Here is a 19,868-nt window from a genome sequence, read left to right as displayed (position 1 = left end):
CGTGAGGGCAGCGCACGGGGCGGTGCCGCGACGCGGGGGTGCAGGATGACGTTCTTCCACGCGGCGCGGCGCGTGCCCGCCCTGCCGTCGCCTCGCGGCCCCGACGTGACGGATCGCACGGCGGTGCCCGTGACCGGGCGCAGGTTCACCCCCGCGCGAACAGAGAAGTTCGCCGCTGCTGCCGCGCCGTCGGTGGCGTCGCGTCCTGCGACCGTCGCGACGATCCCCTTCGCGATCCGGCTCGGGCTGGTCTATCCCACGGTGATGACCCGCGTCGAACGAGCTCTACCCCCTTCCGGCGCACTCCCCGACCTCGCGCCGACGCTCGGTCGGTCGCGCTGATGCCACCCGGCGCGGACGAGCGGCCCGACCCCGACGCGCTGCTGCGCCATGCCGCGCAGGAAGGACGCGGCCGGCTCAAGATCTTCCTCGGCGCCGCGCCCGGCGTCGGCAAGACCTATGAGATGCTCGTCGAGGGCGCCGCGCGCCGCCGCGACGGCGTCGACACGGTGGTCGGCGTGGTCGAGACTCACGGCCGCGCCGAGACCGAGGCGCTCACCCGCGGGCATGAGATCGTGCCGCGGCGCGAGGTGCGCTACGAGGGGCGCGTGCTGCGCGAGATGGACCTCGACGCGGTGCTGGCGCGCGCGCCGCGGCTGGTGCTGGTCGACGAACTGGCGCACAGCAACGCGCCGGGCAGCCGCCATCCCAAACGCTATCAGGACGTCGAGGAACTGCTCGCCGCCGGGATCGACGTCTATTCGACGGTCAACATCCAGCATGTCGAGAGTCTCAACGACGTGGTGGCGAGCTTCACCCGTGTCCGCGTCCGCGAGACCGTGCCCGATCTCGTGCTCGAGCATGCCGAGGTCGAGGTGGTCGACATCCCGCCCGACGAGCTGATCGAGCGGCTCAAGGCGGGCAAGGTCTATCTGCCGCAGGAAGCGACCCGCGCGCTCGATCATTTCTTCTCCAAGTCCAACCTCTCGGCGCTGCGCGAGCTGGCGCTGCGCCGCGCGGCACAGGCGGTGGACGCGAAGATGCTCGACGACGTGCGCGCGCTCGGGCTCGGCGGCACCTGGGCCGGAAGCGAGCGGATCGTCGTCGCGATCAACGAACTGCCGGGCGCCGACGGGCTGGTGCGCGCCGCCAAACGCGTCGCCGACGGGCTGCGCGGCCCCTGGACCGCGGTGTTCATCGAGACCCCGCGCGCGGCGCATTTCTCCGACGCGCAGCACCAGCGCGTCGCCGCCGCGATGACGCTGGCAACGCAATTGGGCGGCGCGGTGGCGAGCGTGCCCGCTCCCACGGTGGTCGAGGGGATCCAGCGCTTCCTCACCGATGCGCGCGCGACCCAACTGGTGATGGGCAAGTCGCGCCGCTCGCGCTGGTTCGAGCTGCGCCACGGCTCGGTGGTCGATCGGCTGATCCGCGACACGCCCGACGTCACCGTCCACGTGCTCCCCGTCCCTGCCGCGGACCGCCTGAGCCAGCGCGGGCACCGCCGCCCGCCGCAGGCCGGCACCTCGGCGGGCTATGCCGCGGCGACGCTGCTGGTGGCCGCGGTGACGGGAGTCGCGACCGCGCTGGCGCACGTGCTCGATCTGGGCAATGTCGCGCTGCTCTACCTGCTGCCGGTCATGGCGGCGGCCAGCCTGTTCGGGTTGCGCGTCGGGCTCTATGCGGGGATCGCATCGACGCTCGCCTACAATTTCTTCTTCCTGCCGCCGGTCGGCACGTTCAGCGTCAACAATCCCGAGAACCTCATCTCGGTGTTCGTGCTGCTGATCATCGCGGTGGCGACCAGCCAGCTCACCTCGCGCGTGCGCGCGCAGGCCGATCTCGCCGCCGCCAGCGCGCGGACCAACGCGACGCTGGCGAATTTCCTTCGCCAGATCAGCAGCGTCAACGACGCCGACACCGCCGCGCAGATGATCTGCGACGACGTGCGCCGCCTGCTCGCCGTGCAGGTCGTGCTGCTGATGCCGGCGCGGGGCACGCGCGGGCTGGAGATCATCGCCGCGAGCGACGCCAGCTACCGGCTCGACGCGATGGACCAGGCCGCGGCGACCTGGGCGTTCGACAACGCCACCCCCGCCGGCAAGGGCTCGGGCACGCTGACCGCCTCCGAATGGCTGTTTCAGCCGCTGCGCGCGGGGGAGCGCGTGTTGGGCGTGCTGGGCATCGCGAGCGAGACGCTCGGCGCCCCGGTGCGCGCCGACGAGCTGCCGCTGCTCAGCAGCCTGGTCGATCAGGCCGCGCTGGTGCTGGAGCGGCTGCGGCTCCAGGCGGAGACGCGCGAGCTCGACGTGATGCGGACACGCGACCGGCTGCGCGCGGCGCTGCTCTCCTCGGTCAGCCACGACCTGCGCACCCCGCTGACCGCGGTGATCGCCGCCGCGGCGCAGCTCCACCACGGCGCCACCCCCGAGCTGATCGGCACGATCGAGAGCGAGGCCGCGCGGCTCAACCGCTTCGTCGCCAATCTGCTCGACATGGCGCGGGTGGAAGCGGGGGCGCTGCGGCTTCGCGTCGAGGCGGTGGATCTCAGCGACGCCGTCACCGGCGCGGCGCACGATGCGCGCCGCGCGCTGGAGGGGCATCCGGTGCGGCTCGACGTGCCGCCGGACCTGCCGCTGGTCCGCGTCGATCCGCAATTGCTCCATCACTGCCTGCTCAACCTGCTCGACAATGCCGGGCGCTACGCCGATCCCGGCAGCGAGATCGTGATCGAGGGGCGCAACCGCTTCGGCGAGATCCGGCTGGCGGTGCTCGATCGCGGCCCGGGCCTGCCCCCCGGGCGCGAGAGCGAGGTGTTCGAGACGTTCCGCCGCCTCGAAGGGTCCGACCGCGCGTCGGGCGGCACCGGGCTGGGGCTCGCGATCGTCAAGGCCTTCGCCGAGGCGATGGGGATGATGGTGGATGCGGCGAACCGCCCCGACGCGACGGGCGCCGCCTTCGTGCTGACCTTCCCGCCCGCGCTGCTGGTGCGCGACCTGCCGACCGAGGACGAGAACTGACATGCCTGCCAAAGTGCTGGTGGTGGACGATGAGCCGGCGATCCGCCGGCTGCTGCGCAACACGTTGGTCCACGCGGGCTATGCCGTGGTCGAGGCGGAGGATGCGCGCACCGCGCTGCGCCGGGCGGCGGCGGAGCAACCGGGCGCGGTGCTGCTCGACCTCGGCCTGCCCGATCGCGACGGGCTGAGCCTGATCCCGCTGCTGCGCGCCAAGACCGAGGCGGTGGTGCTGGTGGTCTCCGCGCGCGACGCGGTGGACGAGAAGGTCAGCGCGCTCGATCTCGGCGCGGACGATTACGTCACCAAGCCGTTCGACACCGACGAATTGCTCGCAAGGCTGCGCGTGGCGCTGCGTCACCGCGGCGGGTCGGGGACGGCCCCGGCGATCGTCACGCGCGGCGACCTGTCGATCGATCTCGACCAACGGCTGGTGACGCGCGGCGGCGCCGAGGTGCATCTCACCCGCAAGGAACATGACGTGCTCGGCGTGCTGGCGCGTCACCTCGGGCGGGTGGTGACGCATCAGCGGCTGCTCTCCGCCTGCTGGGGCGCGGAGGAGGAACCGCGCGTCGAATATCTCCGCATCGTGATCCGCAACCTGCGCCAGAAGCTGGAAGCGCCCGGCCCGGTCGGCAGCGTGATCTCGAACGAACTGGGGGTCGGCTATCGTCTCCGGGGTGACGGCTGAACCGCGTGACGGTTCAGACCGCGACGTCACCGTGGAGTGCTGGGTGCGGATCATAGCCCGACACCTCGAAATCGTCGATCCGATAGGCGTCGATCGACTCGGCGCGACGCCGCAGCCGCATCGTCGGCGCCGGGCGCGGCGCGCGCGCCATCAGCGCGCCGACCTGATCGAGATGGTTGCGGTACAGATGCACGTCGCCGCCCATCCACACCAGCTCGCCCGGAGTGAGATCGGCCTGTTGCGCGATCATCAGCAGCAGCGCGGCGCCCCCGGTGAAGTTGAATGGCGCGCCGAGGAACAGGTCGCACGATCGCTGATAGATGATGCAGCTCAGCTCGCGGCGCGAGTTGACGTGGAACTGATAGACCATGTGGCAGGGCGGCAGCGCCATCTGGTCGATCTCGCCGACGTTCCACGCGTGGAACAGCATGCGCCGGCTGGCGGGGTCGCGCCGCAGCGTGTCGATCAGCCGGCCGAGCTGGTCGTGCTCGCGCCCCGCGGCATCGACCCAGCGCCGCCACTGCTTGCCATACACCGGGCCGAGGTCGCCCCACCGCGCGGCGAAGGCGTCGTCGTCGAGCACGCGCTGCTCGAACTCGGCCTGGCCGATCGCCGGATCCACCTCGCGGCGATAGCGCGCGAGCGGCCAGTCGCTCCAGATGCGGACATTGTCCTCGAGCAGGGGGCGGATGTTGGTACCGCCGCTGACGAACCAGAGCATCTCCTTGACCGCGGTCTTCCAGAACACGCGCTTGGTGGTCAGGATCGGCACCGTGCCGTCGCGCAGGTCGAAGCGCAGCATCTCGCCGAACAGCGACAGCGTTCCCACACCGGTGCGGTCCATCCGCTCGTCGCCGTGGCGCACCACGCGGTCGAGCAGCGCCAGATACTGGGTTTCCGAGACCGTCACTCACTGCCTCCGCGTCGATCACCCCCGGCGATCCGTGTTCGTCATCCGACCGGACCGGTCGGGTCGGCGTGCCTAGCTCCGTTTCGCCTCGTCGTTGATGCGACAGGCGCGGATCGCGGCCGGGTCGGGGCGCGGCCCCGCCGCGCGGAAGGTCGTGAAATAGCCACCCGCCGAGCGCATCTCGCGGAAATCGACCTGCGCATAGCCCACCGCGGCGAACTCGCACTTCAGCAGTGCGGGCGGCGTACCGTGGTCGCGCGTCGGCCGGTTGGCGTCGACCACCACCACCAGGCCGTCGCGCCGCAAGGAGGACCGCATCCGCCACAGGAACTCATAGGGTTGCGCGATCTCATGGTACATATGCACCATCAGGATCCGGTCGAAGCTGTTCGCGGGCAGGCGCGGGTCGGCCGGCATGCCGAGCCGCACGCTGACATTCTCGAGCCGCTCGCGCGTGACCCGCTCGGCCAGCGCATCGCGCACCGCGGGGACGATATCCTCCGCCAGCACGCGCCCTTCCGACCCGACGCGGCTCGCCAGACGGGTGGTATAATAGCCCTCGCCCGCCCCCAGGTCGGCGACGGTCATGCCCTTGCGGATCTCGGCGAGGTCCATCACGCGGCTGGCTTCGTTGAGCCGGTCGCGCGCCTCCTCGGTGGACCAGCGCGCCGACACGATCGTCGCCACCGGCCGGTCGGCTTCGGGAAAGGGACCGGGCTGCTTGGGCTCGTGCTTGATCAGCGGCTGCGTCCCGTCGCACGCCGCCAGCAGCAGCGTCGCGGCGAGCAGCGCCGAGCGGGCGAGCGCGCGCGCCACTTAGTCGACGTCCTCCACCGCGACCTTCTCGCCGGTCACGCGCTGCGATAGCGCCGCCGCCATGAAGGTGTCGAGATCGCCGTCGAGCACGTCGCCGGGCGAGGTCGAGGTCGCGCCGGTGCGCAGGTCCTTCACCAGCTGGTACGGCTGGAGCACGTAGGAGCGGATCTGGTGGCCCCAGCCGATGTCGGTCTTGGTGGCGTTCTCGGCATTGGTGACCGCCTCGCGCTCGGCGAGCTCGCGCTCGTAGAGACGCGCGCGCAGCTGGTTGTACGCCTCGGCCTTGTTCTTGTGCTGCGAGCGCTGGTTCTGGCACTGCACCACGATCCCCGTCGGCAGGTGCGTGATGCGCACCGCGGAGTCGGTAGTGTTGATGTGCTGCCCGCCCGCGCCCGACGCACGATAGGTGTCGATGCGCAAGTCGCTCTCGTTGATCTCGACCTCGATATTGTCGTCGATCACGGGATAGACCCACACGCTCGAGAAGCTGGTGTGGCGGCGCGCCGCGCTGTCGTACGGGCTGATCCGCACGAGCCGGTGGACGCCCGATTCCACCTTGGCATAGCCATAGGCGTTCTCGCCCTTCACCAGCAACGTCGCGGACTTGATCCCGGCCTGCTCGCCGGCGTGATAGTCGACCAGCTCCACCTTGTAGCCGTGGCGCTCGGCCCAGCGCGTGTACATGCGCTGAAGCATCTCGGCCCAGTCCTGGCTCTCGGTGCCGCCCGCGCCCGCGTTGATCTCGAGATAGGTGTCGTTGGCGTCGGCCTCGCCCGAGAGTAGCGCCTTCACCTTGTCCGCCTGCGCACGGTTGGCGAGCTGGGCGAGCGCCTCGGTCCCCTCGTCCGCCATCTCGGAATCGCCCTCGGCCTCGGCCATGTCGATCAGCTCGACCGTGTCCGCCAGCTCGCGCTCGATCGCGCGGGTCGCGCCGATCGCCTCGTCGAGGCGGCGGCGTTCGCGCATCACCGCCTGCGCTTCCTTGGGGTTGTTCCACAGCGACTGGTCCTCGACGCGCGCGTTGAGCTCGTCGAGCCGGCGCAGCGCGCGGTCCCAGTCGAGCGACTGGCGCAGCAGCGCCAGCGCGGCGTTGATGGTGTCGACATGAGCCTGCGCTTCGGCGCGCATAGGGTATCTCCAGCGGTCACGTCATCCAGCAGGCGCCGGAATCTCGCGCGGCACGGGGATCGCATCGTGGCCGGCGATCCCGGCCGACGCTGGGATGACGAAAGAATGTTCAGGGCGACGACTTAGTAGATGCCCCCCTGCCTCTGCAAGAAGTCGCTGTCACTCGCGGGCGCGCCGGTCGTCCCGGCGCTGGGCGCGGCGCTCGGGGCGGCGGTCGGCCCGGCGCGGCGGGCGCGGCGCGCCTCGCTCTGCGGCTTGAACGCCTCCCAGATCACCGCGGGCTTGGGATCGTCGCCGGTCGGGAAGGTGCCGTAGACGGGCCGGCCCGAGGCGCGGTCGATCCGCACCATGCGCATCCCCGCGGGCGCGCGGAACGGCAGCACGGGCAGGCCCTCATAGGCCTTCTGCGCCCATTCCTTGAACACCGGCACCGCCACGGTCCCGCCCTGCGCGTAGCCGCCGAGGCTGCGCGGCGTGTCGAAGCCGAGATACAGGCCGGCGATCATCTGCGGCGTGCCGCCGATGAACCACACGTCGGTGGGGCCATTGTTGGTGCCGGTCTTGCCGAACATCGGGCGGCCCAGATCACGCAGCGCGGTGGCGGTGCCGCGCTGGATCACGCCCTCGGTGATGTGCACCATCTGATAGGCGCTCATCGCGTCCATCACCTGGTGGCCGCGGATCGGCAGGCGCGGCATGGCGCGGCCGTTCCAGTCGGGCATGTTGCAGCCGTCGCAGGCGCGCCAGTTCTCGGGCCAGATCACCTGGCCGCGACGGTCCTGCACGAAATCGATCAGCGTCGGGTCGTGCCAGCGTCCCCAGTTGGCGAGCACGCCATAGGCGTTGACCATCTTCTCGACCGTGGTCTCGCCCGCGCCCAGCGCGTAGCTGAGATAAGGCGCATAGTCGCCGATCTGCATCGCCTTGATCAGCTTGACGACCTTGCCCATGCCGGTCTGCGCGGCGGTGCGCACCGTCATCAGGTTGCGCGACTGCTCGATGCCCCAGCGCATCGTGTGCGGCCCCGCCCCGCGCGAGTTGCCGAAGTTGCGGAAGCATTTGTTGCCCAGCGCGGCGCCCTGGTAGACGCAGAATGGCCCGTCAACAATGATCGAGGCCGGCGTCATGCCGTTCTCCAGCGCGGCGGAATAGACGATCGGTTTGATCGTCGAGCCCGGCTGCCGCATCGCCTGGGTGGCGCGGTTGAACGACTGGACGCTCGAGTCGAAGCCGCCCTGCATCGCCAGGATCCGCCCCGTCATCGGCTCCTGCACGACGAAGCCGCCCGAGATCTTCGGCACCGAGCGCAGCGCGAAGCGCCGCCCCACCGGCGCCACCGCGATGATGTCGCCCGGCTCGATCGCGGTGAAGGCCGCGCCGCCGACGTTGCGCACCGGCATCTGCGCGGCGTCGCGCGGCAGCTCGCCGGTGGTGCCGTCGGCGAAGCCGATCCGCCACGCGTCACCGTCGCGCGCGATCGCGATCGCGGCGCGCCAGTCGCTGTAATCGAGCGAGATATTGGTGTTGAGCAGCGCGCCATACCATTTGTCGCCGTCCACATCGACGTGGCGCAGCGGCCCCGACCAGCCGCGCCCGCTGTCGAAGCGCAGCAGGCCGTTGCGCAGCGCCTCGGCGGCGAAGCCCTGGATCCGCTTGTCGAGCGAGGTGCGCACCCACAGGCCGCCGGCGTAGACGCTGTGCGGGCCGTCCTGCGACGTCTCGCCGAACTTGTCGATCAGCTCGCGCCGCACCTCCTCGACGAAATAGCCGCCGACGCGCTCGAACTTGGGCGTGCGCCGCGTGATCGCCCCGATCGGCTCGGCCGCGGCGACGCGCGCCTGCTCCTGCGTGACGAAGCCGTTGCGCACCATCTCGCGCAGCACGTAATTGCGCCGCGTCAGCGCTCGATCGGTGTCGCGGAACGGGTCGTAATTCGAAGGCCCCTTGGGCAGGATCGCGAGATACGCCATCTGCCCTAAAGTCAGCTCGCCCAACTCCTTGTCGAAATAGGCGTGCGCCGCGGCCTCGACGCCATAAGCGTTGCGGCCGAGGAAGATCTGGTTGAGGTACAGTTCGATGATCTGCTGCTTGGTCAGCGTCTCCTCGATCTTATACGCCAGCAGCGCCTCGCGGATCTTGCGCGTCGGCGAGTAAGCGTTGCCGATCAGCAGGTTCTTGGCGACCTGCTGGGTGATCGTGGAGCCACCCTTGGCGCGCTGGCCGCTGCCGAACTTGCGCGCATAGTCGAACACCGCACCGGCCAGGCCCGGGAAGTCGACGCCGTGATGCTCGAAGAAGGTGCGATCCTCGGCGGCGAGGAACGCCTTCACCAACAGCGGCGGATATTCGTTATAGGCCAGCTCGACCCGGCGCTCGCGCGCGTAGGAATAGACCGGCGCGCCGTCGGCGCTGCGCACGTTGGTCGGCAGCGGCGGCTCATAGGCCTTGAGCTTCTCGACCGAGGGCAGGTCGCGCGCGAACACCAGCCAGAAGACGCCGAAGGCGACGACCAGCAGCGCGAGGAGATAGGTCGCCCAGCGCACCAGCCGGCGCTGCCACAGCCCGCGCCAGCGGCCGCCGCGCGGGGCCGCCTCTTCGCGTACATCGAGGGGATCGGAAGCCATCGCGCACGGCGTTTAGCAGGTTCGCGGCGCGGGGGAAGCCGCGCGCGTCAGTCGGGGTCAGCGCACCGCCAGGCGGCGCGCGAAATACACCTCGACCGCGCGGCGCACCGTCTCCGCGATCTTCTCGCGCCCCGCCTTGCTGTCCAGGAAGGCGGCGTCGGCCGGGGTCGAGATATAGCCCGTCTCGAACAACACCGAGGGCATGTCGGGCGCCTTGAGCACCATCAGCGAGGCGGTGCGATGGAAATTGGTCTTCACCGGCATCAGCGGCTTGGCCTCGCGCCCGAGCAGCCGCGCGAAGCCGGCCGAGGCGTTCATCGTCTCGCGCTGGGTGAGATCGATCAGGATCGAGGTGACGTCGGCGTCGCGCCCGAGCCGAACGCCCGCGATCACGTCCGACTTGTTCTCGCGCGCCGCCAGCAGCGCGGCTTCCTTGTCGGAGGCGACGTCGGAAAGCGTATAGGCGGTCGCGCCGCTCGGCAGGCCGGCGCCGACGCTGTCGCAATGGACCGAGATGAACAGGTCGGCGCGTAGCCGCCGCGCGATCCCGAACCGCTCGCGCAGCGGGATGTAGCGATCGTCGTCGCGGGTCAGCGCGACGCGCGCGCGACCGCCCTCCACCAGCGCGTCGCGGATCGCCTTGGCGATCTTGAGCGTCACGTCCTTCTCGCGCAGCGCGGCGCGCGGGTTGACCGCGCCCGGATCGTTGCCGCCGTGTCCGGCGTCGATCACCACCAGCGGGCGGCCCTCGGCACCGGCCACCTTGGGCAGGCGCACGCCGCGCGCGGGCGGCGGGACGGGTACCGTGACCTTGTAGCCGTCGCGGTGCGCGTCGCGCTCGGCGCGCGACTTCCACGGCAGGAAGTCGAGCGACGGCGCATCCGTGTCGGCGTCGCGCGGCATCGCGGCGGCGACCGGCGCGAGCGCCACCGCAGCGGCGAGCGCCAGCGTCGCGCCGACGCGCGCCGCCAGTCTTCCCCTGCGGTACGTTCGCGGTATCATCCCCGCTCCCTATCGCCCCGAACCTCACTCCGTGGTTAACGGACTGGGCGGCGCGAGGAAATAGCATCGTGAATCGTGCCGGTTGATGCGGCGGTTCGGCGATGCTACCGAGATGATGACCGGAATGTTGCGCGATCCACGCGCGACGCAGCTCCGGCGCCACTGCCCGCCCGGCGCGACGCCGGCCCCGGGTCATCAGGTTGACGCTCGCAATGCCGCACCCCGCCCGACCGCTGCCCCGCCCGGCCTCTGCCGGCGGTCGCGCGGTCGCGGGTCGCCCCGCCAGCACCTCGCGCGGGGCGGCGCGGCACGCGACAGCAGCACCCATCACCATCCGCGCGGCCGGCCCTCACGGGCGGCCGGCAGCGCCCTATCGTCGCGCCGCCGCCCTGCACGGGCGAGACGGCGCGTGGAGACCGTTCAATGACCATGCGTATGCTGATCGACGCACGCCACCGGGAGGAAACCCGGGTCGCCGTCGTCAAGGGTAACCGGATCGAAGAGTTCGATTTCGAGAGCGAAGAGCGCAAGCAGCTCAAGGGGAACATCTATCTCGCCAAGGTGACGCGCGTCGAGCCGTCGCTCCAGGCGGCGTTCGTCGACTATGGCGGCAATCGCCACGGCTTCCTCGCCTTCAGCGAGATCCACCCCGATTACTACCAGATCCCCAAAGAGGATCGCGACGCGCTGCTGCGCGAGGAGGCCGAGCACGCCGCCGAGGAGGCCGCGCTGCGCGCCGAGCAGGACGCGTTCGAAGATTCCGAGTTCGACGGCGACGAGGACGAGCTCGACGCCGACGAGCACGACCATGACGAGGCGGACGAGGACGACGCGGCGGAGGAATCCGGCGAGGACGACGCCGGCGCCGAGCCGCGCCAGCCGCGCCGCCGCCGCGGCCGCGCCGGCGGCAATGACGACCAGGTCGAGGCGCTGCGCCAGCGCCGCATGTCGCTGCGTCGCCGCTACAAGATCCAGGACGTCATCCGCCGCCGCCAGGTGCTGCTGGTGCAGGTCGTCAAGGAGGAGCGCGGCAACAAGGGCGCCGCGCTGACCAGCTATCTCAGCCTCGCCGGTCGTTACTGCGTGCTGATGCCCAACACGTCGCACGGCGGCGGGATCAGCCGCAAGATCTCCAACGCGGGCGATCGCAAACGGCTGAAGTCGATCATGGCCGAGCTGGCGCTGCCGTCCTCGATGGGCTGCATCGTCCGCACCGCGGGCCTCCAGCGCAGCAAGACCGAGATCAAGCGCGATTTCGACTATCTCGCGCGACTGTGGGACGAGATCCGCGAGAAGACGCTGTCGAGCAGTGCGCCCGCGCTGATCTACGGCGACAGCGATCTGATGAAACGCGCGATCCGCGACATCTACAACAAGGACATCGACGAGGTCATCGTCGAGGGCAGCGAGGGCTATCGCCAGGCCAAGGAATTCATGCGGCTGCTGATGCCGAGCCACGCCAAGAAGGTGAAGCATTACAGCGACCCGGTGCCGCTGTTCCAGCGCGCGGGCGTGGAGGAGCAGCTCGCCGCCATGTACCATCCGGTGGTGCAGCTGAAGTCGGGCGGCTATCTCGTCATCAACCCGACCGAGGCGTTGGTGTCGATCGACATCAACTCCGGCCGCTCGACGCGCGAGCACAATATCGAGCAGACCGCCACCGCGACGAACCTGGAGGCGGCGCATGAGATCGCGCGCCAGCTCCGCCTGCGCGACATGGCGGGCCTGGTCGTCATCGACTTCATCGACATGGATAATGGCTCCAATGTCCGGAAGGTCGAGAAGGCGATGAAGGAGGCGCTGAAGAACGACCGCGCGCGCATCCAGGTCGGCCGCATCTCCAGCTTCGGGCTGATGGAGATGAGCCGCCAGCGGCTGCGCACGGGCGTGCTCGAGGCGTCGACCCGCCCCTGCCCGCATTGCGAGGGCACCGGCTTCGTCCGTACCGCCTCGTCGTCGGGCATCTCGGCGCTGCGGCTGATCGAGGACGAGGCGGCGCGCGGGCGCGGCTCGCTGCTGACGCTGCGGTGCAGCCAGGAAGCGGCCTTCTATGTGCTCAACCGCAAGCGCGCCGACATCGCCGAGATCGAGGACCGCTACGGTGTCCAGGTCGAGATCATCCCCGACGAGGAGCAGGAAGGCGCGCGCATGTCGGTCGAGGCCAACGGCCCGCCGCCCGCGCACGCGCCCAAGTTCGACCGCCCGATCGTCGAGGTCGAGGACGATCTGATCGAGGACGAGGTCGAGGAGGAGTTCGAGGAGGAGGAGGTCGAGGAGACCGCCGACACGCCGCGCGCGCGCGCCGACCAGGGCGACGACGAGGGCGGGCGCGGCAACCGCCGCCGCCGTCGCCGCCGTGGCCGCCGCGGTCGTACCCGGCCCGAGGGCGAGAGCGAGGGTGACGTCGAGGCAGTCGAGGGCGAGGACGAGGAGGAACTCGTCGACGCTGCTGAGCCGGTCGAGGACGAGGCCGACGCCGAGGCGCCGGCCGAGGCGGGCGAGCGCGAGGGCGGCCGCCGTCGTCGTCGCGGTCGGCGCAATCGTCGCCGCGAGGGTGATCGGGCCGAGGAGGCCGCCGCGCCGACCGAGGCGTCGGTCGAGCTGGTCGAAGAGGCCGAGGCGGAGCCGGAGGCGATCGCCGCACCCGAGCCCGAGCCCGCGCCGGTCCCCAAGACCCGCCGTCGCCCGCGCGCGCGCGCCGCGACCGCGGCGGTGACCGAGCCCGAGGTCGAGGCCGAGGAGCCCGAGGCGGCGACGCCGGCCCCTGCGCCCGCCGCGGAGGAGGCGCCCGCCAAGCCCAAGCGCACGCGCCGCAAGAAGGCGGTCGAGCCGATCGCCGAGGCGGCCGACGCCGGCCCGGTCAACGACGGCCTGCCCGCCCCCGAGCGCGACGAGCCCGAGGCGGTCGAGCCGGAGGCGCCGGCCAAGCCGAAGCGCACGCGCCGCAAGAAGGCCGATGTCGCGCCGGTCGCCGAGGCGCCCGCTGCGGCGGAGCCGGAGGCGGAGGCGACGGCAGAGCCCGACGCCGAGGTGGAGGCCGCACCCGCCGAGGGCGAGGCGACGCCGCGCCGCGGCTGGTGGCAGCGTACCTTCGGCGCCTGACGTCGTGCGCCGGGCTTCAGCCGCGGTTCAGTGGAACCGCGGCAGGACGCCCGGCGCATGCCTGCACCGATGCCACCCGCCGCGCCGACGCTCCCGGACGATCGTGAGGAGAGCGGCGTCGTGATCTGCTCCAGCGCTGCCCGCCGTGTTCCTTCGAACGCACGAACCCAGGGCGACGAGCGACCCCGCTCCCCAACTCGCGCTCACGTCCGCGTACGGTGGGGTAAGGCCAAGGCGCTCCTATTCACCGTCATCCCGGCCTTGAGCCGGGATCCATCCCTCCTCGCAAGACAACCGAGCGGAGCGTGTGCGGCGCCATGGATGCCGGGTCGAGCCCGGCATGACGGGGGTGACGGACGCCGCGTTAGGCCCACCCACCCGCGCCCCTCACCCGCCCCCCGCTGGCACCGCCTCGTCGCCGCCGCGGCGACCGCGGTCCTCCTCCTCGCCCAGCCAGCGCACGCCCAGTCGATCCTGCGCGACGCCGAGACCGAGGCGCTGCTGCGCGACATGTCGGCGCCGCTCGTCACCGCTGCCGGACTGCGCCCGCGCGACGTGCAGATCGCGCTGATCAACGACGATTCGATCAACGCCTTCGTTGTCGGCGGCCAGACCGTCTACGTCCACTCGGGGCTGATCCAGTCGGCCGACACCGCCAATCAGGTGCAGGGCGTGATCGCGCACGAGCTCGGCCATATCGCCGACGGCCATGTCATCACCAGCAGCGAGGGCCAGCGCCCCGCGATGGGCATCTATCTGCTCTCGATGGTGCTCGGGCTCGCCGCGATGGCGGCGGGCGGCGGTGAGGCGGGCGCGGGCATCCTCTCCGCCGGGCAGCAGGCGGCGATGGGCAAATATCTCGCCTTCAGCCGCGTGCAGGAGGCCACCGCGGACGCCTCGGCGGTGCGCTACCTCAACACCGCCGGGATCACCGGGCGCGGCATGCTGGAGTTCTTCAAGAAGCTCCAGCAGCAGGAATTTCGCTACGGCACCAAGAATATCGATCCGTTCATGCAGTCGCACCCGCTATCGGGCACGCGCATCCAGACGATGACCGCCGACCTGCAGAACTCGCCGGCGTGGAAGAAGCCGCTCGACGCGGGGCTGGAGGAGCGGTTCAAGCGCATCCGCGCCAAGCTCGACGGCTATCTGCTGCCCCCCGCGCAGGCGCTCCAGAAATATCCCGACAGCGACCAGACGATCTACGCGCATTACGCGCGCGCTTACGCCTATCACCGCGCCGGCTATCCCGACAAAGCCGACGCCGAGGCCGAGGCTCTCGTCGCCAAGGAACCCAATGATCCGTATTTCCAGGAGATCATGGGGCAGATCCTGCTCGAGGCGGGCAAGCCCAAGCAGGCGATCGAGCCGCTGCGCCGCGCCACCGAGGGCTCGCGCTCGGATCCGCTGATCGCCACCACCTACGGCCACGCGCTGATCGCGACCGAGGACCCGACGAACTACGACGAGGCCAAGCGCGTCCTCAAGACCGCGGTCGGGCGCGACGACGAGAATCCCTTCGCCTGGTTCCAGCTCGGCACCGTCTACGAGCTCACCGGCGACGAGCCGCGCGCCGCGCTCGCCAGCGCCGAGCGCGCCAGCATGATGGGCGACGACCGCACCGCCGCCGACCGCGCGCGCTATGCCATGGCCGGGCTGCCCAAGAACACGCCCGACTGGATCCGCGCGCAGGACATCGCCATGACGTCGCAGAACGGGCTCGATAAGAACAGGAAGAAGCGTCGGTGAACAGACTGTGGCTGCTCGGCATGGTGGTGCTGGGCGCACTCTTCGGCGCGGGCGGCATGTGGCTCGCCGGGCGCGTCGCCCCTGCCCCGCTCGCCGACGGCGATCGCGTCCGCATCGAGCGGGTGGTGCGCGACTATGTCCTCGCCAACCCCGAGATCATCCCGCAGGCGATCGAGCGCTTGCAGGCGAAGGACGCCTCGCGCGCGATCGCGGCGTCGCGCGGCGCGATCGAGGAGCCCTATGCCGGCGCCTGGATCGGCAATCCCAAGGGCGACGTCACGCTGGTAGAATATTACGACTATAATTGCGGCTTCTGCCGCGCCAGCCTGGCCACGATCGAGCAGCTCGTCGCCGAGGACAAGAACCTGCGCGTCGTGTTCAAGGAGCTGCCCGTGCTCGCCGACAGCAGCCGGCTGGCGGCGCGCGCGGCGCTGGCGGCGGCGGCGCAGGGGCGCTTCAAGCCGTTCCACGACGCGCTCTACGCCGCCGGGCCGGTGAGCACGGCGACGATCGCCACCGCGGCGAAGGCCACCGGCGTGGACCTCGCCAAGCTGCCCGCCGACGCCGACGCGACGATCCGCGCCAATCTGGAGCTGGCGCAGAAGCTCGGCATCACCGGCACGCCGAGCTGGGTGGTGGGCGACCAGCTGCTGTCGGGCGCGCTGCCGATCGAGCGGCTGAAGGAGGCGATCGCCAAGGCGCGAGTGTCGTAGCGCATCGGCATTGTCGTCACGCCGTCGCTGCACCGGCAGAGACCATCGCCGCCGTGCTCCTGCGTGCGCGAGATCTTTGCAAAAGGCGCGAAACGCACGCACCTACCGTCATCCCGGACTTGTTCCGGGATCCACTCTTCCGCGAAAATGATGCTTTCGGAATGCGCGGCACGGTGGATCCGGACCAAAAAAGGTCTATTGTCGCGGAAGCTGCTTGCTCCGTCATCCCGGGCCCTTCGACAAGCTCAGGAGAGCCTTGACCCGGGATCCATCGCGCCGCGAGAGCCGCCCGCGTTGCTCTCGCGGCACCATGGATCCCGGCGCGAGGCCGGGATGACGGTGATGAATGACTAAGCCGCCTTCTTGGTCCGGACCCGTGGATCCCGGAACACGTCCGGGATGACAATAGGGTTTGCAGAGGTCCTGCGCGCGCAGGCGCACGGCGGCGCTCGCCGCGCCGCCGTCACACATTCCGAAACGCCGCGTTTCCGCGCTTGCCGCCCCTTGCCGCGCTCCCTAACTGACGCGCGAAGCAGGGAGACGACATGCCGGAACCGATCCTGACCGTCGCCGGCGTGTCCAAGACCTACAAGGACGGTCCCACCGCGCTCAAGACCGTCGACCTCGAGGTCAACCGCGGCGAGATCGTCGCGCTGCTCGGCCCCAACGGCGCCGGCAAGACCACGCTGATCAGCATCATCTGCGGCATCGTCACGCCCTCGTCCGGCAGCGTCGCCGTCGCCGGCCACGACGTGGTGCGCGACTATAAAGCCGCGCGTCGCGCGATCGGGCTGGTACCGCAGGAGCTCGCCACCGACCAGTTCGAGAGCGTGCTCGCCACCGTCACCTTCTCGCGCCGCCTGTTCGGTCGCTCGGGTCATTCCGACTATATCGAGCAGGTACTGCGCGACCTGTCGTTGTGGGAGAAGCGCCACGCCAAGATCAAGGACCTGTCGGGCGGGATGAAGCGCCGCGTGCTGATCGCCAAGGCGCTGGCGCACGAGCCCGAGATCCTCTTCCTCGACGAACCCACCGCCGGCGTCGACGTGGCGCTGCGGCGCGACATGTGGAAGCTGGTCCACCGCCTGCGCGAGCAGGGCGCGACGATCATCCTCACCACCCATTACATCGAGGAGGCCGAGGAGATGGCCGATCGCGTCGGCGTGATCTCGCGCGGCGAGCTGCTGCTGGTCGAGGAGAAGGACGCGCTGATGGCCAAGCTGGGCAAGCGCCAGATGGACCTCACCCTGGTCGAGCCGCTCGCCGCCGTGCCCGCGGCGCTCGCGCGCTGGTCGCCGACGCTGGAGCATGACGGGCGCACGCTGCGCTACGTGTTCGACGCCAAGGCGGAGAGCGCCGGCATCCCCGAGCTGCTCGCCGCGGTGGCAGAGCAGCATATCGCCTTCAAGGACCTGGAGACGCGCAAGTCGAGCCTCGAGGATATCTTCGTCGACCTGGTGGGGCAGCGCGCATGAACCTGCATGGCATCTGGGCGATCTATCGCTTCGAGATGGCGCGCTTCGGGCGCACGATCTGGACCAGCCTCGCCACACCGGTGATCACCACCACCTTGTACTTCATCGTCTTCGGCTCGGCGATCGGGTCGCAGATGAGGAACATCGGCGACGTGCCCTATGGCGCCTTCATCGTTCCCGGGCTGATGCTGCTGACGATCTTCTCGGAGAGCGTCTTCAACGCCAGCCTCGGCATCTACATGCCCAAGTTCACCGGCACGATCTACGAGCTGCTCTCCGCGCCCTTGTCTGCGGTGGAGACGGTGATCGGCTATGTCGGCGCCGCGGCGACCAAGTCGATGGTGATCGGCCTCGTCATCTTCGCCACCGCGCATCTGTTCGTCGACCTGCATGTCGCGCACCCGCTGCTGATGCTTTTCTACCTGCTGCTGGTGGCGGCGAGCTTCTCCTTGTTCGGCTTCTGCCTCGGCATCTGGGCCAATGGCTTCGAGCAGCTCCAGATCATCCCGCTGCTGGTGATCACGCCGCTGACCTTCCTCGGCGGCGCCTTCTACTCGCTGTCGGTGCTGCCCGAACCGTGGCGGACGGTCAGCCTGTTCAACCCCATCGCCTATCTGATCAACGGCTTCCGCTGGACCTTCTTCGGCATCAGCGACGTCGACGTGCTCGCCTGCGTGGCGGTGACGGCGGGCTTCGGCGCGCTCTGCCTGGCCGCAGTGGTGACGATCTTCCACACCGGCTGGCGGCTGAAGAGCTGAGCGGGGGTGGTCTGCCCGGCCTACTCCCCGAAAGGCGCTTCGAGACGAGGCTTCGACAGGCTCAGCCTCTCCTCAGCGCGAACGGTAACAGAAACTTGGCAGCCTGCATCCCGTTCGGGCTGAGGAGGCACTGAGCTCGTCGAAGTGCCGTCTCGAAGCCCGCACCCTCACCGCACCCGCCCCGACAGCACCGGCCGCACCACCAGCGCGTTGAGATCGATCGCGACGTGGAGCAGCACCGCCGCCGCGAGCGAGCCGCTCAGCAGATAGGCGAGCGCCAGCACCGCCCCGACCAGCGCGGTCGCGATCATGCCTGCCGCCCCCTGATAGCGATGCGCCACCCCGAACAGGACGCAGGCCAGCGCGAAGGCGGCGACGCCCGGCACGCCGCAGCGCACCAGCAGCAGCGGCAGCAGCAGCCGGAAGAACAGCTCCTCGGTCATGCCGGCGGTGACCGACAGCAGCGCGCCCCAGCCGAGCTCGCCGCGCGTGCTCGGCAGCACCGACTCGACGTCGCCCAGCGTCACCGATCGCCCGCGCCAGCGCTCGATCAGGCCGGCGATCGCGCCGCCCACCGCCAGTCCGCCGAGCGTCGACCAGGCGAGCAGGTCGAGCGGCATGGTTCCGCCCGCGAGATCGATCGCCGCGGCACGGGCCGGCACGAACTCGGCCGGCAGCGCCGCCAATGTCCCGAGCCGCCCCAGCGCGGCGAGCGCCACCAGCGTCACCAGCGCGAAGTGGAGCGTCGGCCGCAGCGCCCGCAACAGGAAACGGCGCCGCCGCGCGTCCCCGCCGGGGCGGTAGAGCCAGCGATAGTGGCGCGTGCCGCCGCGCAGGAACAGCGCGAGGCTCGCCAGCGCCACCGCCAGCCAGAACGCCGCGCCCGCCACCGCGTCAGCGCTCGATACGGTGCTCGCCCTTGACCCAGCGCACCGTGCCCGAGGAGGCGCGCATCACCACGCTCTCGGTCGTCATCTTATCGCGCCGGCGCTTGACGCCCTCGAGCAGCGAGCCGTCGGTCACGCCGGTCGCGGCGAAGATGCAATCCCCTTTCGCCAGCTCCTTGAGATCATATTGCCGATCGAGGTCCTCGATCCCCCATTTGCGGGCACGCGCGCGCTCGTCGTCGTTGCGGAACAGCAGCCGGCCCTTGAACTGGCCGCCGACGCAGCGCAGCGCGGCGCAGGCGAGCACGCCCTCGGGCGCGCCGCCCGAGCCCATATAGACGTCGATCGTGGTGTCCGGGTCGCTGGTGGCGATCACGCCCGCGACGTCGCCGTCGCCGATCAGCACCACGCCGCAGCCGAGCGCGCGCAGCTCGGCGATCAGCGCCTCGTGCCGCGGGCGGTCGAGCACGCAGGCGACGATGTCCTGCGGCCGCACGCCCTTGGCGGCGGCGATCGCCTCGATGTTCTGGCTGGGCGAACGGTCGAGGTCGATCACGCCCGCGGGCAGGCCGGGGCCGACCGCGAGCTTGTCCATATAGACGTCGGGCGCGTTGAGCAGCCCGCCCGCCTCGGCGATGGCGAGCACCGCGAGGCTGTTCGGCCCCGACTTGGCGCAGATGGTAGTGCCCTCGAGCGGGTCGAGCGCGATGTCGATCGCCGGGCCGTTGCCGGTGCCGACCTTCTCGCCGATGTAGAGCATCGGCGCCTCGTCGCGCTCGCCCTCGCCGATCACGACGGTGCCGTCCATGTCGAGTTCGTTGAGTGCGGCGCGCATCGCCTCCACCGCGGCGGCGTCGGCGGCTTTCTCATCGCCACGGCCGGTCAGCGTCGAGGCGGCGATCGCCGCCGCCTCGGTGACCCGCACCATCTCGAGCACGAGGACACGGTCGAGTACCTTGCTGGCCTGGGGCATGAGTCACCTTCGCTGCGGCGTGA

Annotated in this window: 15 protein-coding genes; 8 read left to right on the top strand and 7 right to left on the bottom strand. The window is 70.4% G+C overall.

Going from position 1 to position 19,868, the window contains the following annotated elements; all coding sequences use genetic code 11:
• The first annotated feature begins 45 nt into the window (after window positions 1-45).
• The 3 genes from EV292_RS10900 to EV292_RS10890 are packed head-to-tail and all read left to right on the top strand — an operon-like array spanning window position 46 to window position 3,708.
• Window positions 46-342, top strand: coding sequence for a hypothetical protein (locus tag EV292_RS10900; RefSeq protein WP_132909222.1), 297 nt, complete (start codon window positions 46-48; stop codon window positions 340-342).
• Window positions 342-3,020, top strand: a complete 2,679-nt coding sequence (locus EV292_RS10895) for a sensor histidine kinase KdpD (RefSeq protein WP_132909221.1) — start codon at window positions 342-344, stop codon at window positions 3,018-3,020. The genes EV292_RS10900 and EV292_RS10895 overlap by 1 nt, the downstream gene beginning before the upstream one ends.
• Before the next feature lies 1 nt (window position 3,021).
• Window positions 3,022-3,708: a response regulator transcription factor gene (locus EV292_RS10890; protein ID WP_132909220.1), complete on the top strand. Its 687-nt coding sequence runs from the start codon at window positions 3,022-3,024 to the stop codon at window positions 3,706-3,708.
• A gap of 13 nt (window positions 3,709-3,721) precedes the next feature.
• On the opposite strand, the gene EV292_RS10885 is transcribed toward EV292_RS10890, so the two are convergent.
• The 5 genes from EV292_RS10885 to EV292_RS10865 all read right to left on the bottom strand — a co-directional run bounded on the left by EV292_RS10885 (window position 3,722) and on the right by EV292_RS10865 (window position 10,188).
• Window positions 3,722-4,618: a thymidylate synthase gene (locus tag EV292_RS10885; protein ID WP_132909219.1), complete on the bottom strand. Its 897-nt coding sequence runs from the start codon at window positions 4,616-4,618 to the stop codon at window positions 3,722-3,724.
• A 72-nt stretch (window positions 4,619-4,690) separates the two neighbouring features.
• The gene (locus EV292_RS10880) at window positions 4,691-5,434 is read right to left on the bottom strand and encodes a methyltransferase domain-containing protein (protein WP_132909218.1); all 744 of its coding nucleotides are present in this window, start codon (window positions 5,432-5,434) and stop codon (window positions 4,691-4,693) included.
• Window positions 5,435-6,562, bottom strand: a complete 1,128-nt coding sequence (gene prfB / locus EV292_RS10875; RefSeq protein ID WP_132909217.1) for a peptide chain release factor 2 — start codon at window positions 6,560-6,562, stop codon at window positions 5,435-5,437.
• A gap of 122 nt (window positions 6,563-6,684) precedes the next feature.
• A complete protein-coding gene (locus EV292_RS10870; RefSeq protein WP_132909216.1) occupies window positions 6,685-9,186 on the bottom strand; it encodes a transglycosylase domain-containing protein in 2,502 nt (833 codons plus the stop codon).
• Between the two features lie 57 nt (window positions 9,187-9,243).
• A complete protein-coding gene (locus EV292_RS10865) occupies window positions 9,244-10,188 on the bottom strand; it encodes an N-acetylmuramoyl-L-alanine amidase (RefSeq protein ID WP_132909215.1) in 945 nt (314 codons plus the stop codon).
• A gap of 435 nt (window positions 10,189-10,623) precedes the next feature.
• On the opposite strand from EV292_RS10865, the gene EV292_RS10860 reads away from it, so the two are divergent.
• The 5 genes from EV292_RS10860 to EV292_RS10840 all read left to right on the top strand — a co-directional run bounded on the left by EV292_RS10860 (window position 10,624) and on the right by EV292_RS10840 (window position 17,985).
• The gene (locus EV292_RS10860) at window positions 10,624-13,290 is read left to right on the top strand and encodes an Rne/Rng family ribonuclease (RefSeq protein WP_132909430.1); all 2,667 of its coding nucleotides are present in this window, start codon (window positions 10,624-10,626) and stop codon (window positions 13,288-13,290) included.
• A 321-nt stretch (window positions 13,291-13,611) separates the two neighbouring features.
• Complete coding sequence (locus EV292_RS10855) at window positions 13,612-15,039, top strand: M48 family metalloprotease (RefSeq protein WP_132909214.1); 1,428 nt, start codon at window positions 13,612-13,614, stop codon at window positions 15,037-15,039.
• Window positions 15,036-15,752, top strand: coding sequence for a DsbA family protein (locus tag EV292_RS10850; RefSeq protein ID WP_243693714.1), 717 nt, complete (start codon window positions 15,036-15,038; stop codon window positions 15,750-15,752). Before EV292_RS10855 ends, EV292_RS10850 begins: the two co-directional genes overlap by 4 nt.
• A 545-nt stretch (window positions 15,753-16,297) precedes the next feature.
• Window positions 16,298-17,227, top strand: coding sequence for an ABC transporter ATP-binding protein (locus EV292_RS10845; RefSeq protein ID WP_132909213.1), 930 nt, complete (start codon window positions 16,298-16,300; stop codon window positions 17,225-17,227).
• Window positions 17,224-17,985 (top strand): ABC transporter permease, encoded by a 762-nt coding sequence (locus tag EV292_RS10840; RefSeq protein WP_132909212.1) that lies wholly within the window; start codon window positions 17,224-17,226, stop codon window positions 17,983-17,985. Before EV292_RS10845 ends, EV292_RS10840 begins: the two co-directional genes overlap by 4 nt.
• A 167-nt stretch (window positions 17,986-18,152) precedes the next feature.
• Here the strand turns inward: EV292_RS10840 and EV292_RS10835 are convergent, their stop codons facing one another.
• Both EV292_RS10835 and glpX read right to left on the bottom strand, forming a co-directional pair.
• A complete protein-coding gene (locus tag EV292_RS10835) occupies window positions 18,153-18,875 on the bottom strand; it encodes a CPBP family intramembrane glutamic endopeptidase (protein ID WP_132909211.1) in 723 nt (240 codons plus the stop codon).
• Between the two features lie 4 nt (window positions 18,876-18,879).
• Window positions 18,880-19,845 (bottom strand): class II fructose-bisphosphatase, encoded by a 966-nt coding sequence (gene glpX, locus EV292_RS10830; protein WP_132909210.1) that lies wholly within the window; start codon window positions 19,843-19,845, stop codon window positions 18,880-18,882.
• Between the last annotated feature and the right edge of the window lie 23 nt (window positions 19,846-19,868).

Source organism: Sphingomonas sp. BK235, assembly GCF_004345855.1.
In the GTDB taxonomy this organism is placed as follows: Bacteria; Pseudomonadota; Alphaproteobacteria; order Sphingomonadales; family Sphingomonadaceae; genus Sphingomonas.
The sequence above is the reverse complement of the archived record's forward strand: the minus strand, read 5'-3'. Positions and strand labels throughout refer to the sequence as shown.